The organism is Streptomyces sp. NPDC001941, assembly GCF_040296945.1.
GTDB lineage: Bacteria > Actinomycetota > Actinomycetes > Streptomycetales > Streptomycetaceae > Streptomyces.
In genome coordinates this window covers 64,940-86,733 of record NZ_JBEOYE010000014.1, presented here as the reverse complement: position 1 = coordinate 86,733, position 21,794 = coordinate 64,940, and the positions used below count along the sequence as shown (strand labels likewise).

Here is a 21,794-nt window from a genome sequence, read left to right as displayed (position 1 = left end):
AGGGGGGTGAACAGGACGGGAGGTCAGAGGCGCTCGACGACGGTGGCGATGCCCATGCCGCCGCCGACGCACAGCGTGGCCAGGCCGTACCGCTTGTCCTGGCGCTCCAGTTCGTCGACGAGCGTGCCGAGGATCATCGCGCCGGTGGCGCCCAGCGGGTGGCCGAGCGCGATGGCGCCGCCGTTGACGTTGACCTTGTCCAAGGACAGGCCCATGTCCTTGACGAAGCGCAGCACGACCGAGGCGAACGCCTCGTTGATCTCCACCAGGTCGATGTCGTCGATCGTCAGGCCGGCCTTGGCCAGTGCCTTGCGGCTGGCGGGCGCGGGCCCGGTGAGCATGATCAGCGGCTCGGAGCCGGAGACGGCCGCGGAGACGATCCGCGCGCGCGGGGTGAGGCCGTAGCGCTCGCCGACCTCCTGGGAGCCGATGGCGACCAGGGCGGCGCCGTCGACGATGCCGGAGGAGTTGCCCGCGTGGTGGACGTGGTCGATCTTCTCCACCCAGTGGTACTTCTGCAGCGCGACCGCGTCGAAGCCGCCCATGTCGCCGATCGCGGCGAAGGACGGCTTGAGGGAGGCGAGGGAGTCGGCGGTGGTGCCGGGCCGCAGGTGCTCGTCGCGGTCGAGGACGACGAGCCCGTTGCGGTCCTTGACGGGGACGACCGAGCGCGCGAACCGCTCGTCCTTCCAGGCCGCCGCCGCGCGCTCCTGGGAGAGCTCCGCGTACTCGTCGACGTCGCGGCGGGTGAAGCCTTCGATGGTGGCGATCAGGTCGGCGCCGATGCCCTGCGGGGCGAAGTCGGTGTCCCAGTTGGTCATCGGGTCGGCGAACCAGGCGCCGCCGTCGGAGGCCATCGGGACGCGCGACATGGACTCCACGCCGCCCGCGAACACCAGGTCCTCCCAGCCGGAGCGGACCTTGGCGGCGGCCAGGTTGACCGCTTCGAGGCCGGAGGCGCAGAAGCGGTTCTCCTGGACGCCCGCCACGGAGTCGGGCAGGCCCGCGGCGATCGCCGCGATGCGCGCGATGTCGGAGCCCTGGTCGCCGACGGGGCCGACGACGCCGAGCACGATGTCGTCGATCGCGGCCGGGTCGAGGCCGGGGAAGCGGTCGCGCAGCTCGTGGATGAGGCCGACGACGAGGTCGATCGGCTTGGTGCCGTGCAGCGCGCCGTTGGCCTTGCCGCGCCCGCGCGGGGTGCGGATCGCGTCGTACACGTACGCTTCGGTGCTCACTGGGAAGCCTTTCGCGAGGAGCCTGGGGAGGTCGGGGGTGGCGGACGGGGAGGGTGGCCCGGGCGGGCGCTTCAGCCGAGCAGGGAACGGCCGATGATCTCCTTCATGATCTCGGTCGTGCCGCCGTAGATGGTCTGGATCCGGCCGTCGGTGAACGCCCGCGCGACCCGGTACTCGCTCATGTAGCCGTAGCCGCCGTGCAGCTGCAGGCAGCGGTCGGCGACGCGCTTCTGCAGTTCGGTGGCCCACCACTTGGCCATCGAGGCGTGCACCGCGTCGAGCTCCCCGTTCGCGTGGTCCTCGACGCAGCGGTCGAGGAACGTACGGGTGACGGCGCACTCGGTGGCCATCTCGGCCACTTCGAACCGGACGTGCTGGAGCCTGGCCAGCGGGCGCCCGAAGGCCTCGCGCTCCTTCACGTACGCCATGGTGACCTCCAGGAGGTGCTCGGCGGCGGCGATGCCGGCCACGGCGATGCCCATGCGCTCCTGCGCCAGGTTGGTCATCAGGTGCACGAAGGCGCCGTCGAGCTCGCCGAGCAGGTTCTCCTTGGGCACCCGGACGTCGTGGAAGAACAGCTCCGCGGTGTCCTGCGCCTTCTGGCCGATCTTGTCGAGGTTGCGGCCGCGCTCGAAGCCCTCCATGCCGCGCTCGACGACCAGCAGCGACAGCCCGTGCGCCCCGCCCTCCGGGGTGGTCTTGGCGACCACGACCACCAGGTCGGCGAGGATGCCGTTGGAGATGAACGTCTTGGAGCCGTTGAGCACCCAGTGGTCGCCGTGGTCCTCGGCGTGGGTCCTGATGCCCTGCAGGTCGGAGCCCGCGCCCGGCTCGGTCATGGCGATGGCGGTGATCAGCGAGCCGTCGCAGAAGCCGGGCAGCCAGCGCCTCTTCTGCTCCTCGGTGGCCAGCGAGGTCAGGTAGGGGCCGATGATGTCGTTGTGCAGGCCCAGCGCGAGGCCGGGCGTGCCCGCGCGGGTGAACTCCTCGGCCAGGACGGCGGAGTAGCGGAAGTCGGGCTCGCCCCCTCCCCCGTACTCCTCGGGCACGGCGAGGCCGAGCAGGCCCTGCTTGCCCGCGGCCAGCCACGCCTCGCGCGCGACGACGCCGTCCTTCTCCCAGCTCTCGTAGTGCGGCAGCACCTCCTTGGTGAGGAAGGTGCGGACCGTCTCGCGGAATGCCTCGTGCTCGGGGCCGTAGAGGCGCCGTTTCATACCGGTCATGCGGGGGTGCCCTCCCGGAGCCGTCCCTTGGTGGTCGTGGTCACGGTCGCCGCCCGTCCAGCGACGGTACGTCCCAGTCGCGCGCGACCTCGTCGGTGTCGCCGCCCGGCCGGGCCGGCCCGGAGCGCACCGCGCCGGGGGTGGCCGAGAAGCGGGGCGCGGGCGCGGGCTGGGTGAGGCCGCCGTGGTCGACGAACGTGCCGCGCGCGGCCAGGTGCGGGTGGTGCGGTGCCTCGCGCAGCGAGAGCACGGGGGCCACGCACGCGTCGGTGTGCTCGAAGACGGCGGTCCACTCCGCGCGGGTGCGCGTGGCGAAGGCCGCCGCGACGGCCTCGCGCAGCTCGCCCCAGCGGGCCAGGTCGCCGCGGGCGGCGGCCTGCTCGCCGATGCCGAGCAGTGCGGTGAACTCGTCGTAGAAGCGCTGCTCCAGCGCCCCGACGGCCATGTGGCCGCCGTCGGAGGTCTCGTACGTCCCGTAGAACGGGCAGCCGCCGTCCAGCAGGTTGGCGCCGCGCCGGTCCTGCCAGCCGCCCGCCGCGAGCATGCCGTGGATCATCGTGGCGAGGTGGGCGGTGCCGTCGACGATCGCGGCGTCCACCACCTGGCCCTCGCCGTGGGCGCGCGCGTGGTGCAGCGCGGCGAGCACGCCGACGACCAGGTAGAGCGCGCCGCCCGCGTAGTCCCCGACCAGGTTGGCCGGGACGGTGGGCGGCTCGTCGGGCTTGCCGATCATGCCGAGGGCGCCGGTGACGGCGATGTACGCGATGTCGTGCCCGGCCCGCTGGGCCAGCGGTCCTTCCTGGCCCCAGCCCGTCATCCGCCCGTACACCAGGCGGGGGTTGCGGGCCAGGCAGGCGTCCGGGCCGACCCCGAGGCGCTCGGCGACGCCCGGCCGGTAGCCCTCGATCAGCACGTCCGCCCGCTCCACCAGGTCCAGGACGGCCGCCGGGCCCCCGCCGGACTTGAGGTCGACCAGGACGGAGCGCTTGTTGCGGTTGGTGAGGTCGAACTCCGCCTTGATGCCCAGGCCGGAGCCGCCCGGCCGGTCCACGCGCACCACGTCGGCGCCCAGGTCGGCCAGGAGCATCGCGGCGAACGGGCCGGGCCCGATGCCCGCGAGCTCGACCACGCGCACCCCGTCCAGCGGGCCGTTCCCTGTCGCTGTCATCAAGCCCCCAGCACTGTGACACAACTGATGTAACATCAGTGATGCTAAGAACGCGTTCCACTCCGCACAAGCCCCTGGCGTGTGATCGCCGCCCCGCTCCGACGGGGGTGCGCGGCGCGCGCTAGGCTCCGCCCCCGACACGTCACGGTGCACCGGCGGAGGTCTGGATGGACAGGCGGGACGGCGCCGAGCGCGCCTACGACATCGTGCTCTTCGGAGCCACCGGCTTCGCGGGCGAGCTGACCGCGCGCTACCTCGCCGAGCACGCGCCCGAGGGCTGCCGCTGGGCCCTGGCCGGGCGCGACCCGGACAAGCTGGAGCGGGTGCGCGAGCGCGTCTCCGGGGCCTTCCCGTCCGCCGCGGACGTCCCGCTGCTGCGCGCCGACGCGGGCGACGCCGCCGCCCTGCGCGAACTGGCCGCCTCCACCCGGGTCCTGGCCAGCACGGTCGGGCCCTACGTGCTGTACGGCGAGGCCCTGGTCGCCGCCTGCGCCGAGGCCGGCACGGACTACCTGGACCTCACCGGGGAGCCGGAGTTCGTGGACCGGACGTACGTCCTGCACGACGCCCGGGCCCGGGAGACCGGGGCCCGCCTGGTGCACGCCTGCGGCTTCGACTCCGTCCCGCACGACCTGGGCGTCTGGTACACGGTCCAGCGGCTGCCCCGGGACGTGCCGCTGCGCGTCGACGGCTACGTGCGCTCCAGCGCCATGTTCTCCGCCGGGACCTTCGCCTCCGCGCTCACCGCGATGGGCCGCGGCCCGCAGATGCTGCGGGCCGCCCGGGAGCGCCGGCTGCACGAGCCGAGGCTGGTGGGCCGCCGGGCCCGCGCGCCCTTCGCCGGGCCCCGGTTCAGCCCGCAGGCGGGAGCCTGGGCGCTGCCGCTGCCGACGCTCGACCCGCAGGTGGTGGCCCGCTCGGCGGCGGCCCTGGACCGCTACGGCCCGGACTTCCGCTACCGCCACTACGCGGCCGTCAAGACGCTGCCGGTGGCGCTGGGCGGGGTGGCCGCGGTGGGCGCGGGCCTGGCCCTCGCCCAGGTCCCGGCGGCGCGCAGGTGGCTCATCGGCCGCTACGAGCCGGGCCGGGGGCCGGACCAGGAGCGCCGGGCCCGCAGCTGGTTCTCGGTGCGCTTCGTCGGCGAGGGCGGCGGGCGCCGCGTCCTCACCGAGGTGTCGGGCGGCGACCCGGGGTACGACGAGACGGCGAAGATGCTCGCCGAGAGCGCCCTGTCCCTGGCCTTCGACGACCTGCCGCCCACCTCGGGCCAGGTGACCACCGCGGTCGCGATGGGCGGGGCGCTGGTGGACCGGCTGAGCGCGGCCGGCATCCGCTTCCGGGTGGCCGACGCGCGCTGACGCCGGGTGCCGGGACGGGACCTCCGCAGCCCGCCCTGGCCGGGTGCCGGGACGGATCAGCCGCCGTCCGCCACGGCCCCGGCCAGCGCGCGGCGGCACAGCGAGTCGGCGCGGCGGGTGGTCTCGGGGATCCGGTAGCGCGGGCTGAGCAGCAACGCGTGCGCGCACGCGTTGTCCAGCGAGACGCGGTGCCCGGCGGAGACGAAGACCGGCTTGACGCCGTCCTGGGTGCGCAGCGCCCGTCCGACCTCCTCGCCGTCGTCGGCGACCAGCGGCGCGGACTCGCCGCGCGCGGCGCCCGGTTCCGCGTACGAGAAGGTGAACGGGTTCTTCGCCACCCCGATGACCGGCAGGCCGGTGAGCACGCCCAGGTGGCTGGCGAGGCCGAACCGGCGCGGGTGCGCGCGCCCGTAGCCGTCGCAGACGACGAGGCCGGGGCCCCGGCGCAGGGACGCCAGGGCCGCCATCACGGTGGGGACCTCGCGGAAGGCCAGCAGACCGGGCACGTACGGGAAGGAGACCCGGCCGATCGCGGTGGCCTCCTCGACCACGTCCAGGGTGCGGGCGTCGAGCACCACGGCGGCGGCCGCGACGAGGTCGCGCTCGTCGTCGTACGCCACGTCGACCCCGGTGACCAGCCCGGTGCCCGGCTCGGGGCCGGTCTCGTCGCGGACCACGCGGTCGCGCAGCTCGTCCTGGACGGCCAGCGCGGCGGCCTCGGTGGCGGGCCAGCCCGCGGGCACTTCGATGAGGGTGCTCATGGTCCCGGGAGCCTACGGGCAGGCACCGTACGGGCGTTCGCGGGCCCCCGGCCGCCCCGCTCCCGATCCCTCCCGCCTCCTCCCGCACCGGCCGTCCCGGCGCCCGGGGCGGAGGCGTTGTCGGACCCCCGCGCTAGTGTGGCGATCATGTTCGTACTGGAATTGACCTACACCGCCCCGGTCGAGCGGGTCGACGAGCTGCTCGACGCCCACGTCGCCTGGCTGGACGAGCAGTACGCCGCGGGCGTGTTCATCGCCTCCGGCCGCAAGAACCCGCGCGACGGCGGCGTGATCCTGGCCGCCGGGGACGACCGCGCGCGGATCGAGGAGATCGCGGCGGCCGACCCCTTCACCCTGGGCGGCGTGTGCGCGTACCGGATCACGGAGTTCATCGCCACCAAGACGGCGCCCGAGCTGGCCCCCTACCGCCAGCAGCTGCCCTCCTGACGGGTCCGCCGCTCAGCGCTCCAGGCGCGCCACCCGGCCCTTCTCCCCGGCGGCCCAGCAGCCGAGGTCGGGCGTGCAGTCGACGGTGTCGTACGAACCGGTGTCGACGGTGCGCCAGGTGCGCCCGCCGTCCGTGGTCAGGTCGGTCCCCGTGGGGCCGACCGCAAGCGCCGCCGAGCGGCCGTACGGCAGCCAGGCCACGCCGGAGCGGTAGGCGGGCGGGGGCGTGGCGGACTGCCGCCAGCTCCGGCCGCCGTCCCGGGTGACCGCCGCCGCGCGCGGTGACGGCTCCCCGGCGCGGTAGTCGCCGCCGACCGCGAGCCCGGCGCCGCCGCGGAAGGCCAGCCCGAAGACGCCCCGGGCCGGGTCGCCCGCCGGGATCGTCGACTCGGCGGCCCGCCAGGTCAGGCCCCGGTCCGCGGAGTGCAGCACGCGCGCGGTGGCGCCGCCCCCGGTGGCCAGCCAGACGTCCCGGGGCCCGGAGCTGACCAGGCACTGGCCGCTCGCGGCGAAACCGGCCTCGCCGGGCTGCGCGGCGGGCATCCCCGCGCTGGGCAGCACCCGCCAGCTGCGTCCGCCGTCGCCGGTGGAGAGGATGCGGTACTTGCCGTCGACCGGGTCGCTCATGGCGAGTCCGTGCCGGCTGTCGAAGAAGGTGACGCAGTCGTAGAACGCCTTCGGGTCGGGGTTGCGGAAGGACTCCGTCCAGCTCGCGCCGCCGTCCTCGGTGCGGTAGATCCGGGACGCCTCGCCCTCTCCGATGGCGAGCACCACGGCCCGGCGCGCGTCGAACGCCTCGACGTCGCGGAACTCCAGGTCCGACGCCCCGGGCGGGGAGACGTTCCGCCAGCCGCGCCCGCCGTCGGTGGTGCGCAGCACCGTGCCCCTGGACCCGGCCACCCAGGCGGTGGACCGGCTCACCGCGGCCAGGCCGCGGAAGCGCGCGTCCGTCCCGGTGTCCTTCAGCCGCCACCCGGGCGCCCCGTGGCCGCCCCGGTCCGCGGGCTGCGCCGCCTGCGCCGGTGCGGTCAGCACGGCGGCCGCGAGCGCCGCCCCCGCCAGTCCCGCCGACAACGTCCGTCTCGTGATCCCCTTGGCCCTCATGGCGCTGGAAGCTAGCCCACGGCCCCGGGCCCGTCCAGAGTGCCCCGTCCGGGATGCCGGGGCCGTCCGGGTGCGGCGGGCGCCCCGGGTGCGGCGGGCGCCGGCCCTTCCTACGCTGGGGCCATGCCCGAGCAGCCCGAGAAGCCCCCGGTCAGGGAGTACGCAGGCCGTCTGGTCTCCGTGACCTTCGAGGCCCGCCGCTGTCTGCACGCCGCCGAGTGCGTCGGCGGACTGCCGCAGGTCTTCGACCTGGCCAAGCGCCCGTGGATCCAGCCGGACGGGGCGCCCGCCGACCTGGTCGCCGACGTGGTGCGGCGCTGCCCTTCGGGGGCCCTGCGCTACCGGCTGGCGGACGGCGAGGGAGGAAAGGGCGAGGACCCGGCGGTGCCGACCACGGTCGCCCGGGACGCGGCGGGGGCCCTCACGGTCCGCGGCGACCTGTCCGTGGAGACCGGCGAGGGGGTGCGTCGCGAGGTGCGCGCGGTGCTCTGCGGCTGCGGGGCCAGCGGGAACCAGCCGTTCTGCGATCACGCGGGGGCGTGCGGGGCGGGGTGACGCCGAGCCGCACGGCGGCCCCCTGGCGTCCCGTACTCCTGTCCCGTACCCCTGTGCGGTGACACAGCTCACGCATGGCCCCGATGCACGCGCGGCCCCGAATCGTCGTCCTCCTCTTTGTCAGGGAGACGTCAGCAGCAGCCGCGTGCGAGGAGCATGCCTTGTCCCACGTCATCGAGCAGGCCGTCCAGGCCCGACTTGTCGCGTCCGCCCCCCGGGCGGAGAGCGTTCCGGCGACCCTGCGCTACGACCGCGACGATCCCTTCGCCGTGCGCATGGCCTTCCCTCCCCAGGCGACCCTGGAGGGCATCGAAGTGTCCTGGGCCTTCTCCCGCGAGCTGCTGGAGGAGGGCGTGGACGCGCCGTCGGGCCGCGGGGACGTGCGGGTGCGCCCGTACGGCTACGAGCGCACCGTCCTGGAGTTCCACGCGCCCGAGGGCGTGGCGATGGTCCACGTGCGCACCTCCGACGTCCGCCGGTTCCTCAAGCGCTCGCGGCACCTGGTGCCGGCCGGCCTGGAGCACCGCTACCTGGACCTCGACCAGGACCTGCGGCAGCTGCTGCGCGACGCCTGCTGAGGCTTCGCGCCCGCCGAGGCGCGCCGCTCCCCCACGCGCCCGTGCCGGGCCTGGGGGAACGGCGCCGGGGAACGGCGCGTAATTCGATTGCCCCCACCCGACGGGCGGGCGTACCGTCGCTGACGTCCCTGTAGTCGTCGAATGGAGCAGGACGTTGCTCGTCTGAGGTCCCGAGACACCGTGTCGCGCGGAGCCATCGCTCTGCGGCGTACGGGTGTGACCTCATGTCCGAGCCGTCCCCTGGCCCCCGGTGGACCGGTGTCTCACTCCGTTGCCTGTGCTTCTTCGACGCCGACGGGAGACATCCATGTCACAGACCTCCGCACACATCACCCTCACCTCGCTGAGCTTCGCCTGGCCGGACGGTACCGGGGTCTTCGACGACTTCGACCTGGCGGTCGGCCCCGGCCGCACCGGGCTGATCGGTCTCAACGGCTCGGGCAAGTCGACCCTGCTGCGGCTGGTCTCCGGTGAGCTGACCCCTTCCGCCGGCTCCGTCCGCACGGTCGGTGACGTGGCCCGGCTGCCGCAGAACCTGGTCCTGGACACCGGTCTGCGGGTCGACGAGGTCCTCGGCATCGCGGACACCCGCGCCGCGCTGCACGCCATCGAGGCGGGCGACGTCGGCGAGGAGCACTTCGCGGCGGTCGGCGACGACTGGGACGTCGAGGAGCGGGCCAGGGCGGCCCTGGACCAGCTCGGCCTCGGCGCGGTGGACCTGGACCGCACGATCGGCCAGGTCTCCGGCGGCGAGGGCGTGCTCCTGAAGCTCGCCGCGCTGCTGCTGGCCCGCCCGGGCGTCCTGCTGCTCGACGAGCCGACCAACAACCTGGACCTGCACGGCCGGCGCAGGCTGTACGACGCGGTGGACGCCTGGCAGGGCGTCCTGGTGGTGGTCAGCCACGACCGCGAACTCCTGGAGCGCGTCGACCAGATCGCCGACCTGCGCGACGGCGGGGTCGCCTGGTACGGCGGGAACTTCTCCGCGTACCAGGAGGCCCTGGCCGTGGAGCAGGAGGCGGCCGAGCGCATGGTGCGGGTCGCCGAGGCCGACGTACAGCGCCAGAAGCGCGAACTGGCGGACGCCCAGGTGAAGTTGGCCCGCCGCAAGCGGTACGGGCAGAAGATGTACGAGTCCAAGCGCGAACCCAAGATCGTGATGGGGGCGCGCAAGCGGGCCGCCCAGGTCTCGGCGGGCAAGCACCGCACCATGCACACCGAGAAGCTGTCCGAGGCGCGCGAGCGGCTCGACGAGGCGGTGGAAGCGGTGCGGGACGACGAGGAGATCCGCATCGAGCTGCCGCGCACCACGGTCCACCCGGGCCGCGAGGTGCTGCGCCTGCGCGCGCTCGAACTGGCCCACGGAGCAGGCGCGTTGGGCGATCTGGAGATCCGGGGCCCGGAGCGGATCGCGCTGGTGGGGCGCAACGGGGCCGGGAAGACGACCCTGCTGCGCACGCTCGCCGGTGAACTGGAGCCGGTGGCGGGCGAGTCGGAGACACTGGTGCCCTCGCGCTTCCTGCCGCAGCGGCTCGACGTGCTCGACGACGCCCTGTCGGTCGCGGACAACGTCGCCCGGTACGCGCCGGACGCGACGAACAACCAGGTCCGGGCGCGGCTGGCACGGTTCCTGTTCAAGGGGGCGCGGGCCGACCAGCCCGCCGGGACCCTGTCGGGCGGCGAGCGCTTCCGGGCCTCGCTGGCGGCGCTGCTGCTGGCCGAGCCCGCGCCGCAGCTGCTGATGCTGGACGAGCCGACGAACAACCTGGACCTGGCGAGCGTGCGCAAGCTCACGGCGGCGCTGGAGGCGTACGAGGGGGCACTGGTCGTGGCGAGCCACGACGTGCCGTTCCTGGAGTCCCTGGGCATCACGCGCTGGCTGCTTCTCGACGGCGGGCTGCGCACGACCAGCGCGGAGGAGGTGCGCGAGGCGCTGGCGCGGGGGTAGGGCGTGCCGCGAAAGCAGCGCCGTCCGTCCGGAGGGCGGGGGCCGGTCGCGGGTTCATGGCGATCGGGCGGACGGCGACGGTCGCGCCGTGTGAGACTGGCGCTACCGAACGTAGCGATCCGGCGGGGGCCAGCGCTCCCGCCGGCCGTCGCTCCGGCCACACCGTCGGCACCCGCGCCGACCTCAGGGGGGAGGACCCGCATGCCGCCGAGGAGTGCCCCGACGGCCCGCCAGCAGCGGCTCGGCGGTGAACTGCGCAAGCTGCGCGAGCAGTCGGGGATGTCGGTGCAGTGCGCCGCCGCCCTGCTGGGCGTGGACCGCACCCGCATCCCCAACATCGAGTCGGGCCGGTTCGGCATCAGCGACGAGCGGGTCCGCACCCTGGCCCTCAACTACGGCTGCCGGGACGCCGAGCTGGTCGACCAGCTCGCCGCGATGGCCCGGGAGCGGGACAAGGGCTGGTGGGAGGAGCACCGCGGACTGCTGCCCGCTCCCCTCCTGGACGTCGCCGAACTGGAGCACCACGCGGCGGAGTTACGCACCGCGGCCACCGCGCACGTCCCCTGCCTGCTGCAGACCGAGGAGCACGCCCGCGCCGTCCTCGACACCGCCGCGCCGCCGCTGGAGGGGCCCGGCCTGGAGGCCCGGCTGGCGCTGCGGCTGCGCCGCCAGGAGGTGCTGGACCGGCAGCGGCCGACCCCGTACGAGGCCGTGGTGCACGAGGCCGCGCTGCGCATGCGGTTCGGCGGGCCGAAGGTGGCCCGGGCCCAGCTGGAGCACCTGCTGGAGCGCTCCGCGGGCCCGGCGGTCACCCTGCGCGTGATCCCGTTCGACGCGGCCGGCTTCCCCGGCGCCGGGCAGGCGTTCACGTACGCCCGTGCCGCGCTTCCCCAGCTCGACACCGTCCAGCTCGACTCCTCGCACGGCTCGACGCTCCTCGACGCCGCGCCGGAGCTGCTGGGCTACCACGGGCTGCTCGACCGGCTGCGGGCCCTGTCGCTGCCGGAGCCCGCCTCCCGCGACCTGGTCCACGCCCTCGCCCGGGACCTGGAACGCTGACGGGCCCGGCGCCGTACCGCCCCGCCCCGACCCACCCCGCTCCGGCTGCCGCCACCGCCCGTAAAACCGGACAGAAGGTGTCGGGTATCCCGCCTAGCGTCGAGGGCATGAACCAGAACATCGTCATCGCCGGCGCACGCGAGAACAACCTCCGGGACGTCTCCCTCACCCTCCCCAAGGAGCGCATCACCGTCTTCACCGGGGTCTCCGGGTCCGGCAAGTCCTCGGTCGTCTTCGACACGGTCGCGGTGGAGTCGCAGCGCCAGCTCAACGAGACCTTCAGCTGGTTCATCCGCAACCGGCTGCCCAAGTACGAGCGCCCGCAGGCCGACGGGATCGACGACCTGTCCGTGGCGATCGTCGTCGACCAGCGCCCGCTCGGCGGCAACGTGCGCTCCACCGTGGGGACGGCGACCGACATCCACTCCGTCCTCCGCGTGCTGTTCTCCCGCCACGGCACCCCCAGCGCGGGCCCCGCCACCGCGTACTCCTTCAACGACCCCTCGGGCATGTGCCGCGCCTGCGACGGCATCGGGCGGACCGTGCGGCTCGACCTGGACCGCGCGGTCGACTGGTCGAAGTCGCTCGACGAGGGCGCGCTGCTGCTCCCGGGCACCTCGGTGGGCAGCTGGCAGTGGAAGCTGTACGCGCACTCGGGGCTCTTCGACAGCGCCAAGCCGCTGGCCGCGTACACGGACGCCGAGCGTCGGACGCTGCTGCACGGCACCGGGGAGGCGCCCGTGCGGGTGCGCCTGGAGATGAAGTCGGGCTCCGCGGAAGTGGAGTTCGAGGGCCTGGTGGACCGGTTCGAGCGGCTCTACCTCAAGCGCGACACGGCCGGACTCTCCGACGCGTACAAGGAGACCGTGGCGCGCGTGACCGCGCAGGGGCTCTGTACGGCCTGCGGCGGGGCCCGGCTCAACCCGGCGGCGCTGGCCTCCCGGATCGACGGCCTGGGCATCGCCGACTACGGCCGGATGGAGGTCGCCGACCTGGTGGAGGTGGTGCGCCGGATCGACGACCCGGTGGCCGCGCCGGTCGCGGACGCCGCGCGCGAGCGCCTTGAGCGGCTGGTCGGTATCGGGCTCGGCTACCTGTCCCTGGACCGGGAGACCTCGACGCTCTCCGGCGGCGAGGGCCAGCGGCTCAAGATGGTGCGTCACCTGGGGAGTTCGCTCACCGGACTGACGTACGTGTTCGACGAGCCGAGCGTCGGGCTGCACCCCCGCGACGTGGGGCGGCTGAACGACCTGCTGGTGCGGCTGCGCGACCGGGGCAACACGGTGCTGGTCGTGGAGCACGACCCGGACGTGATGGCCGTCGCCGACCACGTCGTCGACATGGGCCCGCACGCGGGCACCGGGGGCGGTGAGGTCGTGTACGAGGGGCCGTACGCGGGACTGCGCGACGCCGACACGCTCACCGGGCGCTGTCTGCGCCACCGCACCGCGATGAAGACGCGCTTCCGGGCGCCGACCGGCCGACTCCCCCTGAAGAACGCGGACCTGCACAACCTGAAGAACCTGGACGTGGCGTTCCCCACCGGGGTCCTCACGGCGGTGACGGGGGTGGCGGGTTCGGGCAAGTCGACGCTGGTGTCCGAGGTGTTCACGGCCCGCCACCCGGAGGCGGTGGTCATCGACCAGTCCGCGATCACCGCGTCGTCCCGGTCGACCCCGGCCTCCTACCTGGGGGTCATGGACATCGTACGGACCCTGTTCGCCCGGGAGAACGGCGTCCCGGCCGGGCTGTTCAGCTTCAACTCCTCCGGCGCGTGCGGCCAGTGCGCGGGGCGCGGGGTGATCCACACGGACCTGGCGTTCATGGACCCGGTGACCACCACGTGCCCGGTGTGCGAGGGGCGGAGGTTCCAGGACGAGGTACTGCGTCACCGGGTGCACGGCCGGTCGATCGTCGACGTACTGGACATGACGGCCGATCAGGCGCTCGTCTGGGCCGAGGAGTTCACCGGTGACCGCAAGCTCGTCGGGAAGCTGCGCACCCTGGTGGAGGTGGGCCTCGGCTACCTCGCGCTGGGGCAGCCGCTCAGCTCCCTCTCGGGCGGCGAGCGCCAGCGCGTCAAACTGGCGACGCAGCTGCACCGCACGGGAAGCGTGTACGTGCTGGACGAGCCGACCACCGGACTGCACATGGCCGACGTGGACACCCTGGTCTCGCTCCTGGACCGGCTGGTGGACGCGGGCAACACGGTGATCTGCGTCGAACACGACATGGACGTGGTCAAGCGCGCGGACTGGGTGGTGGACCTGGGCCCGGAGGGCGGCAAGCACGGCGGCGAGCTGGTCTTCGAGGGCACCCCGGCGGACCTGCTGGCGCACCGGGGCTCGCACACGGCGGAGCACCTGCGGCGCGACCTGGGCCTGGCCTGACCCGGGGACGGCTCCGGCTCCGGCTCCCGCGCAGAAGACGTGACCGGAGGCGTGACGGGAGGGCGTGACCGGGAGCCGATGGCCGACCGGGGGCTTTACGCGGGGCCCGGGCGCCGCACAGGATGGGCGGGGGCGCACGGCGTGCTCCCGGGCGGCTGAAAGCTCCTCGTGGCCGCCCGTGCGCCCGAGAGCGCGGAACCGCTCCGGGACCCCGGGCGCGAACCCGTTGTAGTCGACATCAGTGGGGCGGGGACGGCCGGGGGTGCGTGACCTGCATCTCCGTCCGGCCGCGGGAGTTGCATGCATAACGGAACGTAACCGGACACCGGAGGCGGCCCGGGTGGCCGGAGCCGACCAGGACTGGCGTCGTGCTTATCTCATCTTTAACCTACGCCTACGTAGGCTACGAAGCCGTAGGTTACGAGACCGTAGGTTTCCACTTCCTGCCCCGCTTTCCCTCCGTCCCCAGGAGCCCCCGTGACGCTCACCTCTCCCCACCTCGGCAGCTCGGCCGCGTGGACCGACGCCAAGCTGCTGTACGCGCTGGAGGAGGTGGTGGAGAAGGAGCTCAACCGCCACCTCAAGGTCGCCAAGGACTGGATGCCGCACGAGTACGTGCCCTGGTCCGACGCGCGCAACTTCCCCGGCCAGTTCGACGACGGCGAGGCCTGGGAGCCCCGGCAGTCCAAGGTCACGGACATCGGCAAGATCGCGCTGGTCGTCAACCTGCTGACCGAGGACAACCTCCCCAGCTACCACCACGAGATCGCCAGCCTCTTCGGCCGCGACGGCGCGTGGGGCACCTGGGTGCACCGCTGGACCGCCGAGGAGGGCCGGCACGGCATCGTGATGCGCGACTACCTGCTGGCGTCGCGCGCGGTGGACCCGGACAAGCTGGAGCAGTTCCGGATGGCGCACATGAGCGAGGGCTTCGAGTCGGACAACCGGCACTCGATGCTGCACTCGGTGGCGTACGTCGCCTTCCAGGAGCTCGCCACCCGCATCTCGCACCGCAACACCGGACACCAGTCCGGCGACCCGGCCTGCGACCGGATGCTGTCGCGCATCGCGACGGACGAGAACCTGCACATGGTCTTCTACCGCAACCTCCTGGGCGCGGCCTTCGAGCTCGCCCCGGACGAGACGATGTGCTCGGTACGGGACGTGGTCGTCGGCTTCCGCATGCCGGGCCACGGGATGCCGGGCTTCGAGCGGGCGGCGGCGCAGATGGCGATCGGCGAGATCTACAACCTGCGCATCCACCACGACGACGTGCTGCAGCCGGTGCTGCGGTTCCTGAAGGTGATGGAGATCGACGGCCTCGGCCCCGAGGGCCGCAAGGCGCAGGAGGAGCTGGGCCTGTACATGGGCGGACTGGACAGCGAGGCGAGCAAGTTCGACGAGAAGCTGGCGGCGCGCAAGGCGCGGATGGCGGCGCGCGGCAAGTAGCGCACGCCGACGGGGGATCGCGGGCCGGGGCGGCCTCTTGGAAGGCCGCCCCGGCCCGCTGCCGTGCGTACGCGCCACTCGTGCGGGTGACGGGCATTTCGGGGCACCGGCCCGGATCTGCCAAGGTGCCGCCATGGACCGTGATCTCCGGGTGGACACCGGGCAGTTGGCCCGCTTCTCGCACGCGCTGGACCAGTCGCTGACGTCACTGGCGGAGGCGAGGCGGGCCCTGGAGCACGCGCGCGCCGACGCGCTCGGCACCCGCGAACTGGACGAGGCGTGCGACGGCTTCCAGCGCCACTGGGCGCGCGGGGCCGAGGAGTTGGGCACCCGGATCGGCGCGGTGCAGGACGGGGTCAGGGCGAGCGCGGAGGGGTTCGCGGGGCTCGACCGGGCGATCGAGGAGGCGTTCCGGGGGCTGGACGCGGGCGCGGCGGGCGGCCCGCGATGACGGCGTACGAGCACCTGGGCTGGGACCCGGCGCCGGGCAGCCCGACGGAGATCGCGGCGCTCGCCGGGAAGTTGGGCGCGTCGGCGAAGGCGCTGGGCACGGCGCACGACCTGGTGACGCGGCTGCTCGCGGAGAGCGGGGGCTGGCGGGGCGAGGCGGCGGGCGCGTTCCGGGAGGCGCTGGACGGGGAACTGCCGGGGCAGCTGGGGCGGGCGCGCCGTTCACTGGCGAAGGCGGCGGGCGGCCTGACCCGCTGGCACGACGACCTGGTGGGCTACCGGGAGACGGCGCGCCGCTACGACGCCCGGGCGGCCCGCGACACGACGGCGCTGCGGGCGGCGGAGGGGGCCTACGAACGGGCCCGCACGACGGGTGAGGACCTGGAGGCGGCGGGTGCGGCGCTGACGCGTGCGCGGGCGGCGCTGGCGTCGGTCCTGGTCGCGGCCCGCGAACTGGAGGAGACGCACCGGGCGGGGGCGTCGGCGGTGGCGAAGTGCCTGGAGGGGGAGGTGGGGAAGGGGCTGCGGGGGGAGGTGGGGTGGCTGGAGAGGGGGTTGGGGTGGGTGGATGAGAATCTGGGGGACCTGCTCTCCGACGTGTCGGCCGTCTCCGGGCTCCTCGCCGTGACGGTCGGCGCGCTCTTCCCGCCGGTCGGCGTCGCCCTGCTCTTCGTCGCCGCGGGGGCGAGCACGGGCGCCCTCGCGGTGCACCTGGCCGACCCCAAGGTGCGGGCCTCCCTGAAGGACGGGCTGACCCGGGGGAAGTGCGACGCCGAGTTCTGGGACAACGCGGTCACGGTGACGGGGGACGCCCTGGGCTCGGTTCCCGGCGTGGCCGTCCTGGGGCACGGGGCCAGGTCCGCGACCGCGGCGGCCCGGGTGGCCGCGGCGGCGGGCGAGGCCGGATCGCTGACCGGCCTCCGTTCCCTGGCCGGTGAGTTCGCCGGCGGCGCGCACACCGCCATGAGCGAGCTGAGGACGGTGGAGAACCCGCTCAGCGAGTGGGCGCTGAGGAGGGCGTCGCCGACGGTCAGGACGGTGGCGAACGTCGCGGTCCCCGCTACCGGAGCGGCGACCGCCGTCAGCCACTACACGCCCCTGGACGAGGACGAGGCGTTCAGCGGCACGGCGACCGTCGTCGACGGAGCCAGGACCCTCACCGACGACGCGCCCGGCACGGCGGCGAAGGCCGCCCACGCCTGGACCTCGCTCTCCCGCTGACCCACTTCAGTAAGGCCGCACATGCCCCTCACCGGTCCTCCTCCGGCACCACCGCTCTGGTTCCGTACGCCGCCGGGCTTCCACGACCTGGCGGCCGTGTCCCGCGAGGCGCTCGGGGACGTGCTCGACGAGCTGGCCGGGGTGCTGCCCGACGACCCCGCGTCCACCGAGCGCGTACGGCGCGAGGGCGAGGCGCTCCTGGGCCTGCTCGCCGCCCTCCGCGAGGCGGGTGCCGCGTACGCCGCACTGGGCTGGCACCCCGACCAGGCGGACGGCGTCAGCACGTCCCTGCTCTCCCTGACGGTGGTCGGCGGCTCGGCGCCCACGGGGCGCGCGACGGCGGCCCGCGCGGCGCTGGACATCGCGCGGTGCCCGATGTGGTCAGAGAGCGACCGGCGGCTGTTCGACCTGCCGGACGGCACGGCCTGCGCCCTGGTGTCGGGACGGCCCGCGCCACCGCCGGGCGACGTGCCGGGGCGGGCGGGAGCCGCGCGGGAGCCCGCGCCCCTGTTCCAGGCGCGCGCGGTGGTGCCGTACCCGTCCGGGCCCCATGCGGCGGTGCTGGACCTGACGAGCACCTCCGTGCGGCACTCGGAGGCGTACACCGACATCCTGGAGGCCATTGCCTGCACGATCTCCTTCACCGATCCGGAGCCGGGCCCGGCGGACACGCGGCCCGGGCGGACGGGCGCGACGCGCTCCTCCCGCATCCTGGAGGCGCTCGGATGAGTGCCCCCGGCGGTGCGCTGCCGCTCCCCGCGCTCAAGGCCGCCTTCGACCACCGGCCGACGGCGCGCGGACACGTCGTCCTGGTCCGTCGCCGCAGGGCGTGGTGCGCGCTCACCGTCGCCATCGCCGTGGGAGGCGCCTATCTGCACGTGGTGCGCTGGTCGCCGGGTCTCACGGTGGTCTACCTGCTCCTGGCCCCCACCCTCGTGGGGGCGACCGCCGCGACGCTGCGGCAGGCGCGCCGCATCGAAGCGGTCCTGCGGGCGTACCCCTGGCGCGCGTACGCGTGCTCCTATCCTCCGCACCCGTCGACCGGACCGGTGACGATCGCGATCCGCTTCGACGACGCGTACGCACCCGTGCTGCGCCTGACGCCCCACCCGGTGGAGCTCGAGCACAAGCGGAACCCTCGGCCCGACACCATCTGGTTCGCCGGTGACCCGCGCTTCGGCGGCGTCGTCTCCCCGGTCGGCGGCCACTACCCGGTGCGCGTGGTCCCCCAGGACCTCGGCGACCACGTGCCCCCGGGGACGACCGAGGAGGACGCCCGCGCGGAACGGGCCGGGATCCAGCACCGGGGCCGGGCCCGACAGCTGTGAGGCCCCGCACCGAAACCGCCCCCGCCCGCCGCGAGGCCCTCACCCCGCCCCCGAAGCCGAACGAGCCGGTCTCGCACGGGGCGGGCGGTACGTGAGCCTCTGGTTCTAGCGGCCCCGCACCGAGGCCCCCAGGCTCCGGTCCCCCCGCACCACCCCCACCCCCCGCTCCGCCACCGCCACCACCGCCGCCTGTGTGTGGCCGCGGGTCTGGGCCGGGAGGACCGAGGCGTCCACCACCCGCAGCCCCTCCGTGCCGCGCACCCGCAGCGACGGGTCCACCGGGGCCCCCTCCGCCAGGCCCATCGCGCACGTCCCCACCGGGTGGTAGAGGGTCTCGGCGCTCCCCCGGACCGCCTCCGCCAGCGCCTCGTCGGTCAGGCCGGGACCGGGGTACGGGGCCAGCGGGCCGGAGACGTACGGCGCCAGCGCGTCCGTCGCGAGCAGGGCCTCCGCCCGGCGCACGCCCGCCAGCAGGCGCGGCAGGTCCGCCGGGGCGCTCAGGTACGCCGGGTCGATCCGCGGCCGGTCCAGCGGGTTGGCGTTCTCGATGGTGATCCGGCCCTCGCTCTCCGGCTGCAGCAGCACCGCCCCCACCGTGATCCCGTGCTCCGCCGGCGGCTCCAGGCCGTGGTTCACGAACGGCACCGGCGCGAACACCAGCTCCAGGTCCGGCGCGGCCAGTCCGGGCGAGCTGCGCACGAACGCCACCGCCTCCCCCACGTTCGACGTCAGCGGCCCCCGCCCGGCCGCCACCGCGCGCGCCAGGTTCACCACCGTGTCCGCGCCCGTCAGCGTCACGGGCCTGGGGCAGCGCACCGTCACCGCGTACGACAGGTGGTCGCGCAGCCCGCGCCCCACCCCCGGCGCCTCCACCCGCACCGGCACCCGCGCCGCCCGCAGCACCTCCGGGTCGCCGATCCCCGAGTGCATCAGCAGGTGCGGCGTACCGATCGCCCCCGCGCAGAGCAGCACCTCGCGGCGGGCCCGCAGGAGCCCCCGGTCCGCCAGGACGCCGGTCGCGCGGGTCCCCTCGAACGCGACGCCCCGCACCCGTACCCCGGTGACCAGCGTCAGGTTCGGCCGCCGCAGCGCCGGGCGGAGGTAGGCGTCGACCACGCTCCAGCGCCTGCCGTCGCGCTGGTTGACCGGGGCGAACGCGGCCCCGCTGTGGTCGGGGCCGTTCGGCTCGGCCTCGCCGATCCCCGCCTCGCGGCAGGCGTCCAGGAACGCGCGCGTCGCCGGGTTCGGTTCGCGGGTGGCGGCCCGCGGCTCCAGGGCCTCCTCCGCCCTGCGGAAGTACGGCAGCAGCGCCTCGTACCCCCACTCCCCGCCCGCCAGGGCGCCCCACGCGTCGTAGTCGTCGCGGTGCCCGCGCAGCCACATCATCGCGTTCATCGACGAGCAGCCGCCCAGCATGTGCCCGCGCGGCCAGTACAGCGGGCGTCCGTCCAGGGCTGGTTGCGCCGTCGTGGCGAAGTCCCAGTCGTGGCGGGTCCTGAACAGCCGGGGGAACGCCGCCGGTATCCGGCTCCCCGGCCTCGGGTCGCGTCCGCCGGACTCCACCAGGGCCACCCGCACCGCCGGGTCCTCGCTGAGCCGCGCGGCCAGCACGCAGCCCGCCGATCCCGCGCCGACGATGACGTAGTCGAAGCCGGGACCGCTCGTGGTGCGTGCGGTGCCGCGCCGCCCTCCGCCTGCCGGTCCGCGCCCCTGCCGTCCGTTCGCCAACTCGACTCCCCTCGGGTCAGGCCCGGTTGCCCCGCCGCAGGCTCTCCCGCTCCTTCTCGGAGAGTCCGCCCCAGACGCCGAACCGCTCGTCGTGCGCCATCGCGTACTCCAGGCAGGCCACCCGCCCCTCGCAGGCGTTGCAGAGCATCTTCGCCTCGCGCGTCGAGGAGCCGGGGGCCGGGAAGAAGAACTCCGGGCCCGCCTGGGCGCACAACGCGTCCTCCTGCCAGGACAGTTCACCGTCCGCCGGGGCGGCCGGCGGCTGGGTGGGGGTGCCGGTCAGCGTTCCGGCGTTTGCGTACATCGTGTTGATCGCCATGCGGAACACGCTGCACCGTCGCGATAAACACCGGATCAACGTCCCATCAACCCCGCCCCTCGCGGCGTTTTCCGTCGCTCCCCGCGCCCTTGTCGCGCCCCCAGCATGAGCCGCCCCGCACCCCGTCGGCAAGCGGTTCCGCGCCATGCGCGCGTCGGCTTGATCGGGACGGGGGGCCGACACGCGCTCCGACGAGGACCCCAAGCCTCGCCCTAGTGCCCCGCGTGGGCCCCGTCCTTGCTCCCGCCCGCGCCCCCGCCCTCCGCCTTCGGCGCCGCGTGGTGCGGGTCGTACCCCGGGATCGTGCCGTCCGGCTTCGCCACCAGGAACAGCCCCGCCATCCCCATGTCGGAGTGGCTCTGCACGTGGCAGTGGTACATCCACGCCCCGGCCCCCACGTGCTCCCCGGCGATGACCTGGAAGCCGAACGAGTCGGCCGGGCCGGTGATCTTGTTGTCCACCACCCTGCTCGGGTCGTCGGGACCGGTCAGCAGGCCCGTGCGGTTGTCCGCCCAGCGGTGACCGTGCATGTGGAAGGTGTGGTAGTACTCGCCGTGCGTGATCATCACGATCTCCACCCGCTCCCCCACGGTGGCCCGGAAGTCCGGACTCTGGTGGCCCGGGCGGTTGTTGATCGTCATGTCGTTGAAGACGATCGTGAACGTGCGGTCCGGCAGGACGTCCCCCTTGCGCCGCACCACCACCGGCCCGTAGAGCCCCTTGCGGATGCCGCCGGTGCCGTGGTCGGTGCCGACCACGTGGTCGTGGTAGTGCCAGTAGCCCGCGCTGCCCGGCCGCCAGGTGCCGTCGGCGCGGCGGCCGGGGGCGTGGGTGCGCCAGGTGTACGTGCGGGTGGCGCCCGGCTCCACGTGGCCCCGGTTCATCCGGGTGCCGTCGCTGGCCACGTCGTAGTCCACGCCGTGCACGTGCAGGCTGGCCGCGGTGTCGGTGAGGTTCTGGAACTCGATGTGGAGCGTGTCTCCCTCGTTGAGCTCGATCAGCGGCCCGGGCACGGTCGCCCCGCCCTTCTCGAAGCCGTAGCCGAGCTGACCGTCCGCCAGCTTCTCCGCGTACATCGTCAGATGGCGGACCTCGCCGCCCGCCGGGGCCGTCCTCGGCGGCGTCTGGGCGGCCTGGGCGGGGCCGAGCGACAACGATGTCGCGCCGGCCGCGCCGATCGCGGTGACCGCCGCGCCGCCCGCGAGGAGCCGGCGGTTGAAGCTGCGCCTGTCGATGCTCATGCCGAACTCCCGTGTCGTGGGGGCGGGTCGAGGGTGCCGGTCGCCGGGGCCCACCGGGGCGGGACGGACTGCGGCGGGGCGGACCAGGGCGGGGTCCGGCGGTCTCCGGCGGGGCCACACCGTAGCCGTCCGCGCCTTCGTTTATCCACACCCAGGACAAAGTTCGCCCGATTCCTGTCGCATCCCTTGGCCGTTCACCGAAAGCCGTCTAGCTTCAACGGCGTTTGCT

The 21,794-nt window shown here is 74.5% G+C and carries 20 protein-coding genes; 12 read left to right on the top strand and 8 right to left on the bottom strand.

Annotated features, from left to right (window positions below; genetic code table 11):
* Nucleotides 1–23: 23 nt before the first annotated feature.
* The 3 genes from ABT160_RS13320 to ABT160_RS13310 form a co-directional block, all read right to left on the bottom strand.
* Entirely contained in the window at nucleotides 24–1,238 is a 1,215-nt protein-coding gene (locus ABT160_RS13320; protein ID WP_351646990.1) for an acetyl-CoA C-acetyltransferase, read from the bottom strand.
* A 71-nt stretch (nucleotides 1,239–1,309) separates the two neighbouring features.
* On the bottom strand, nucleotides 1,310–2,452 hold the full coding sequence (locus ABT160_RS13315; RefSeq protein WP_351647054.1) for an acyl-CoA dehydrogenase family protein: 1,143 nt from the start codon (nucleotides 2,450–2,452) through the stop codon (nucleotides 1,310–1,312).
* Between the two features lie 49 nt (nucleotides 2,453–2,501).
* Complete coding sequence (locus ABT160_RS13310) at nucleotides 2,502–3,665, bottom strand: CaiB/BaiF CoA transferase family protein (RefSeq protein ID WP_351646988.1); 1,164 nt, start codon at nucleotides 3,663–3,665, stop codon at nucleotides 2,502–2,504.
* Between the two features lie 131 nt (nucleotides 3,666–3,796).
* Between ABT160_RS13310 and ABT160_RS13305 the strand changes: the two genes are divergently transcribed.
* Nucleotides 3,797–4,987, top strand: a complete 1,191-nt coding sequence (locus tag ABT160_RS13305; protein WP_351646987.1) for a saccharopine dehydrogenase family protein — start codon at nucleotides 3,797–3,799, stop codon at nucleotides 4,985–4,987.
* A gap of 56 nt (nucleotides 4,988–5,043) precedes the next feature.
* Here ABT160_RS13305 and ABT160_RS13300 read toward each other — a convergent pair whose 3' ends face one another.
* A complete protein-coding gene (locus ABT160_RS13300) occupies nucleotides 5,044–5,748 on the bottom strand; it encodes an endonuclease V (RefSeq protein WP_351646986.1) in 705 nt (234 codons plus the stop codon).
* A gap of 147 nt (nucleotides 5,749–5,895) precedes the next feature.
* Here ABT160_RS13300 and ABT160_RS13295 point away from each other — a divergent pair, with 147 nt between their 5' ends.
* A complete protein-coding gene (locus tag ABT160_RS13295; protein ID WP_351646984.1) occupies nucleotides 5,896–6,195 on the top strand; it encodes a YciI family protein in 300 nt (99 codons plus the stop codon).
* Between the two features lie 12 nt (nucleotides 6,196–6,207).
* Here the strand turns inward: ABT160_RS13295 and ABT160_RS13290 are convergent, their stop codons facing one another.
* Complete coding sequence (locus tag ABT160_RS13290; RefSeq protein WP_351646983.1) at nucleotides 6,208–7,299, bottom strand: WD40/YVTN/BNR-like repeat-containing protein; 1,092 nt, start codon at nucleotides 7,297–7,299, stop codon at nucleotides 6,208–6,210.
* 123 nt (nucleotides 7,300–7,422) lie between these two features.
* On the opposite strand from ABT160_RS13290, the gene ABT160_RS13285 reads away from it, so the two are divergent.
* The 10 genes from ABT160_RS13285 (at nucleotide 7,423) to ABT160_RS13235 (ending at nucleotide 18,277) form a co-directional block, all read left to right on the top strand.
* Nucleotides 7,423–7,854 (top strand): (4Fe-4S)-binding protein, encoded by a 432-nt coding sequence (locus ABT160_RS13285; protein WP_351646981.1) that lies wholly within the window; start codon nucleotides 7,423–7,425, stop codon nucleotides 7,852–7,854.
* A 161-nt stretch (nucleotides 7,855–8,015) separates the two neighbouring features.
* Nucleotides 8,016–8,432 carry a spore wall synthesis regulator SsgD gene (ssgD, locus tag ABT160_RS13280; protein WP_351646980.1) on the top strand — a complete coding sequence of 139 codons (417 nt, stop codon included), beginning with the start codon at nucleotides 8,016–8,018 and terminating at the stop codon, nucleotides 8,430–8,432.
* A 307-nt stretch (nucleotides 8,433–8,739) separates the two neighbouring features.
* Complete coding sequence (locus ABT160_RS13275; RefSeq protein WP_351646978.1) at nucleotides 8,740–10,380, top strand: ABC-F family ATP-binding cassette domain-containing protein; 1,641 nt, start codon at nucleotides 8,740–8,742, stop codon at nucleotides 10,378–10,380.
* 201 nt (nucleotides 10,381–10,581) lie between these two features.
* Nucleotides 10,582–11,439, top strand: coding sequence for a helix-turn-helix domain-containing protein (locus ABT160_RS13270; protein ID WP_351646977.1), 858 nt, complete (start codon nucleotides 10,582–10,584; stop codon nucleotides 11,437–11,439).
* Between the two features lie 107 nt (nucleotides 11,440–11,546).
* A complete protein-coding gene (locus tag ABT160_RS13265) occupies nucleotides 11,547–13,829 on the top strand; it encodes an ATP-binding cassette domain-containing protein (RefSeq protein ID WP_351646976.1) in 2,283 nt (760 codons plus the stop codon).
* Nucleotides 13,830–14,306: 477 nt separating this feature from the next.
* Entirely contained in the window at nucleotides 14,307–15,278 is a 972-nt protein-coding gene (locus ABT160_RS13255; protein ID WP_351646974.1) for an acyl-ACP desaturase, read from the top strand.
* A gap of 133 nt (nucleotides 15,279–15,411) precedes the next feature.
* The gene (locus tag ABT160_RS13250) at nucleotides 15,412–15,729 is read left to right on the top strand and encodes a hypothetical protein (RefSeq protein WP_351646973.1); all 318 of its coding nucleotides are present in this window, start codon (nucleotides 15,412–15,414) and stop codon (nucleotides 15,727–15,729) included.
* Nucleotides 15,726–16,949 carry a hypothetical protein gene (locus ABT160_RS13245; RefSeq protein WP_351646971.1) on the top strand — a complete coding sequence of 408 codons (1,224 nt, stop codon included), beginning with the start codon at nucleotides 15,726–15,728 and terminating at the stop codon, nucleotides 16,947–16,949. The genes ABT160_RS13250 and ABT160_RS13245 overlap by 4 nt, the downstream gene beginning before the upstream one ends.
* A 21-nt stretch (nucleotides 16,950–16,970) precedes the next feature.
* On the top strand, nucleotides 16,971–17,678 hold the full coding sequence (locus tag ABT160_RS13240) for a hypothetical protein (RefSeq protein ID WP_351646970.1): 708 nt from the start codon (nucleotides 16,971–16,973) through the stop codon (nucleotides 17,676–17,678).
* On the top strand, nucleotides 17,675–18,277 hold the full coding sequence (locus tag ABT160_RS13235) for a hypothetical protein (protein ID WP_351646968.1): 603 nt from the start codon (nucleotides 17,675–17,677) through the stop codon (nucleotides 18,275–18,277). Before ABT160_RS13240 ends, ABT160_RS13235 begins: the two co-directional genes overlap by 4 nt.
* Before the next feature lie 105 nt (nucleotides 18,278–18,382).
* Here ABT160_RS13235 and ABT160_RS13230 read toward each other — a convergent pair whose 3' ends face one another.
* The 3 genes from ABT160_RS13230 to ABT160_RS13220 form a co-directional block, all read right to left on the bottom strand.
* Nucleotides 18,383–19,915: a GMC family oxidoreductase gene (locus ABT160_RS13230; RefSeq protein WP_502984221.1), complete on the bottom strand. Its 1,533-nt coding sequence runs from the start codon at nucleotides 19,913–19,915 to the stop codon at nucleotides 18,383–18,385.
* 106 nt (nucleotides 19,916–20,021) lie between these two features.
* Complete coding sequence (locus ABT160_RS13225; protein WP_502984220.1) at nucleotides 20,022–20,309, bottom strand: WhiB family transcriptional regulator; 288 nt, start codon at nucleotides 20,307–20,309, stop codon at nucleotides 20,022–20,024.
* A gap of 227 nt (nucleotides 20,310–20,536) precedes the next feature.
* Nucleotides 20,537–21,559, bottom strand: a complete 1,023-nt coding sequence (locus tag ABT160_RS13220) for a multicopper oxidase domain-containing protein (RefSeq protein WP_351647053.1) — start codon at nucleotides 21,557–21,559, stop codon at nucleotides 20,537–20,539.
* Nucleotides 21,560–21,794 lie beyond the last annotated feature (235 nt).

Bases quoted from the DNA above. Each gene is read 5' to 3' on its own strand.
- ABT160_RS13315 (WP_351647054.1), bottom strand. From the start codon at position 2,452: ATGAAACGGCGCCTCTACGGCCCCGAGCACGAGGCATTCCGCGAGACG.
- ABT160_RS13310 (WP_351646988.1), bottom strand. From the start codon at position 3,665: ATGTTACATCAGTTGTGTCACAGTGCTGGGGGCTTGATGACAGCGACA.
- ABT160_RS13305 (WP_351646987.1), top strand. From the start codon at position 3,797: ATGGACAGGCGGGACGGCGCCGAGCGCGCCTACGACATCGTGCTCTTC.
- ABT160_RS13300 (WP_351646986.1), bottom strand. From the start codon at position 5,748: ATGAGCACCCTCATCGAAGTGCCCGCGGGCTGGCCCGCCACCGAGGCC.
- ABT160_RS13295 (WP_351646984.1), top strand. From the start codon at position 5,896: ATGTTCGTACTGGAATTGACCTACACCGCCCCGGTCGAGCGGGTCGAC.
- ABT160_RS13290 (WP_351646983.1), bottom strand. From the start codon at position 7,299: ATGAGGGCCAAGGGGATCACGAGACGGACGTTGTCGGCGGGACTGGCG.
- ABT160_RS13285 (WP_351646981.1), top strand. From the start codon at position 7,423: ATGCCCGAGCAGCCCGAGAAGCCCCCGGTCAGGGAGTACGCAGGCCGT.
- ABT160_RS13275 (WP_351646978.1), top strand. From the start codon at position 8,740: ATGTCACAGACCTCCGCACACATCACCCTCACCTCGCTGAGCTTCGCC.
- ABT160_RS13270 (WP_351646977.1), top strand. From the start codon at position 10,582: ATGCCGCCGAGGAGTGCCCCGACGGCCCGCCAGCAGCGGCTCGGCGGT.
- ABT160_RS13265 (WP_351646976.1), top strand. From the start codon at position 11,547: ATGAACCAGAACATCGTCATCGCCGGCGCACGCGAGAACAACCTCCGG.
- ABT160_RS13250 (WP_351646973.1), top strand. From the start codon at position 15,412: ATGGACCGTGATCTCCGGGTGGACACCGGGCAGTTGGCCCGCTTCTCG.
- ABT160_RS13245 (WP_351646971.1), top strand. From the start codon at position 15,726: ATGACGGCGTACGAGCACCTGGGCTGGGACCCGGCGCCGGGCAGCCCG.
- ABT160_RS13240 (WP_351646970.1), top strand. From the start codon at position 16,971: ATGCCCCTCACCGGTCCTCCTCCGGCACCACCGCTCTGGTTCCGTACG.
- ABT160_RS13235 (WP_351646968.1), top strand. From the start codon at position 17,675: ATGAGTGCCCCCGGCGGTGCGCTGCCGCTCCCCGCGCTCAAGGCCGCC.
- ABT160_RS13225 (WP_502984220.1), bottom strand. From the start codon at position 20,309: ATGTACGCAAACGCCGGAACGCTGACCGGCACCCCCACCCAGCCGCCG.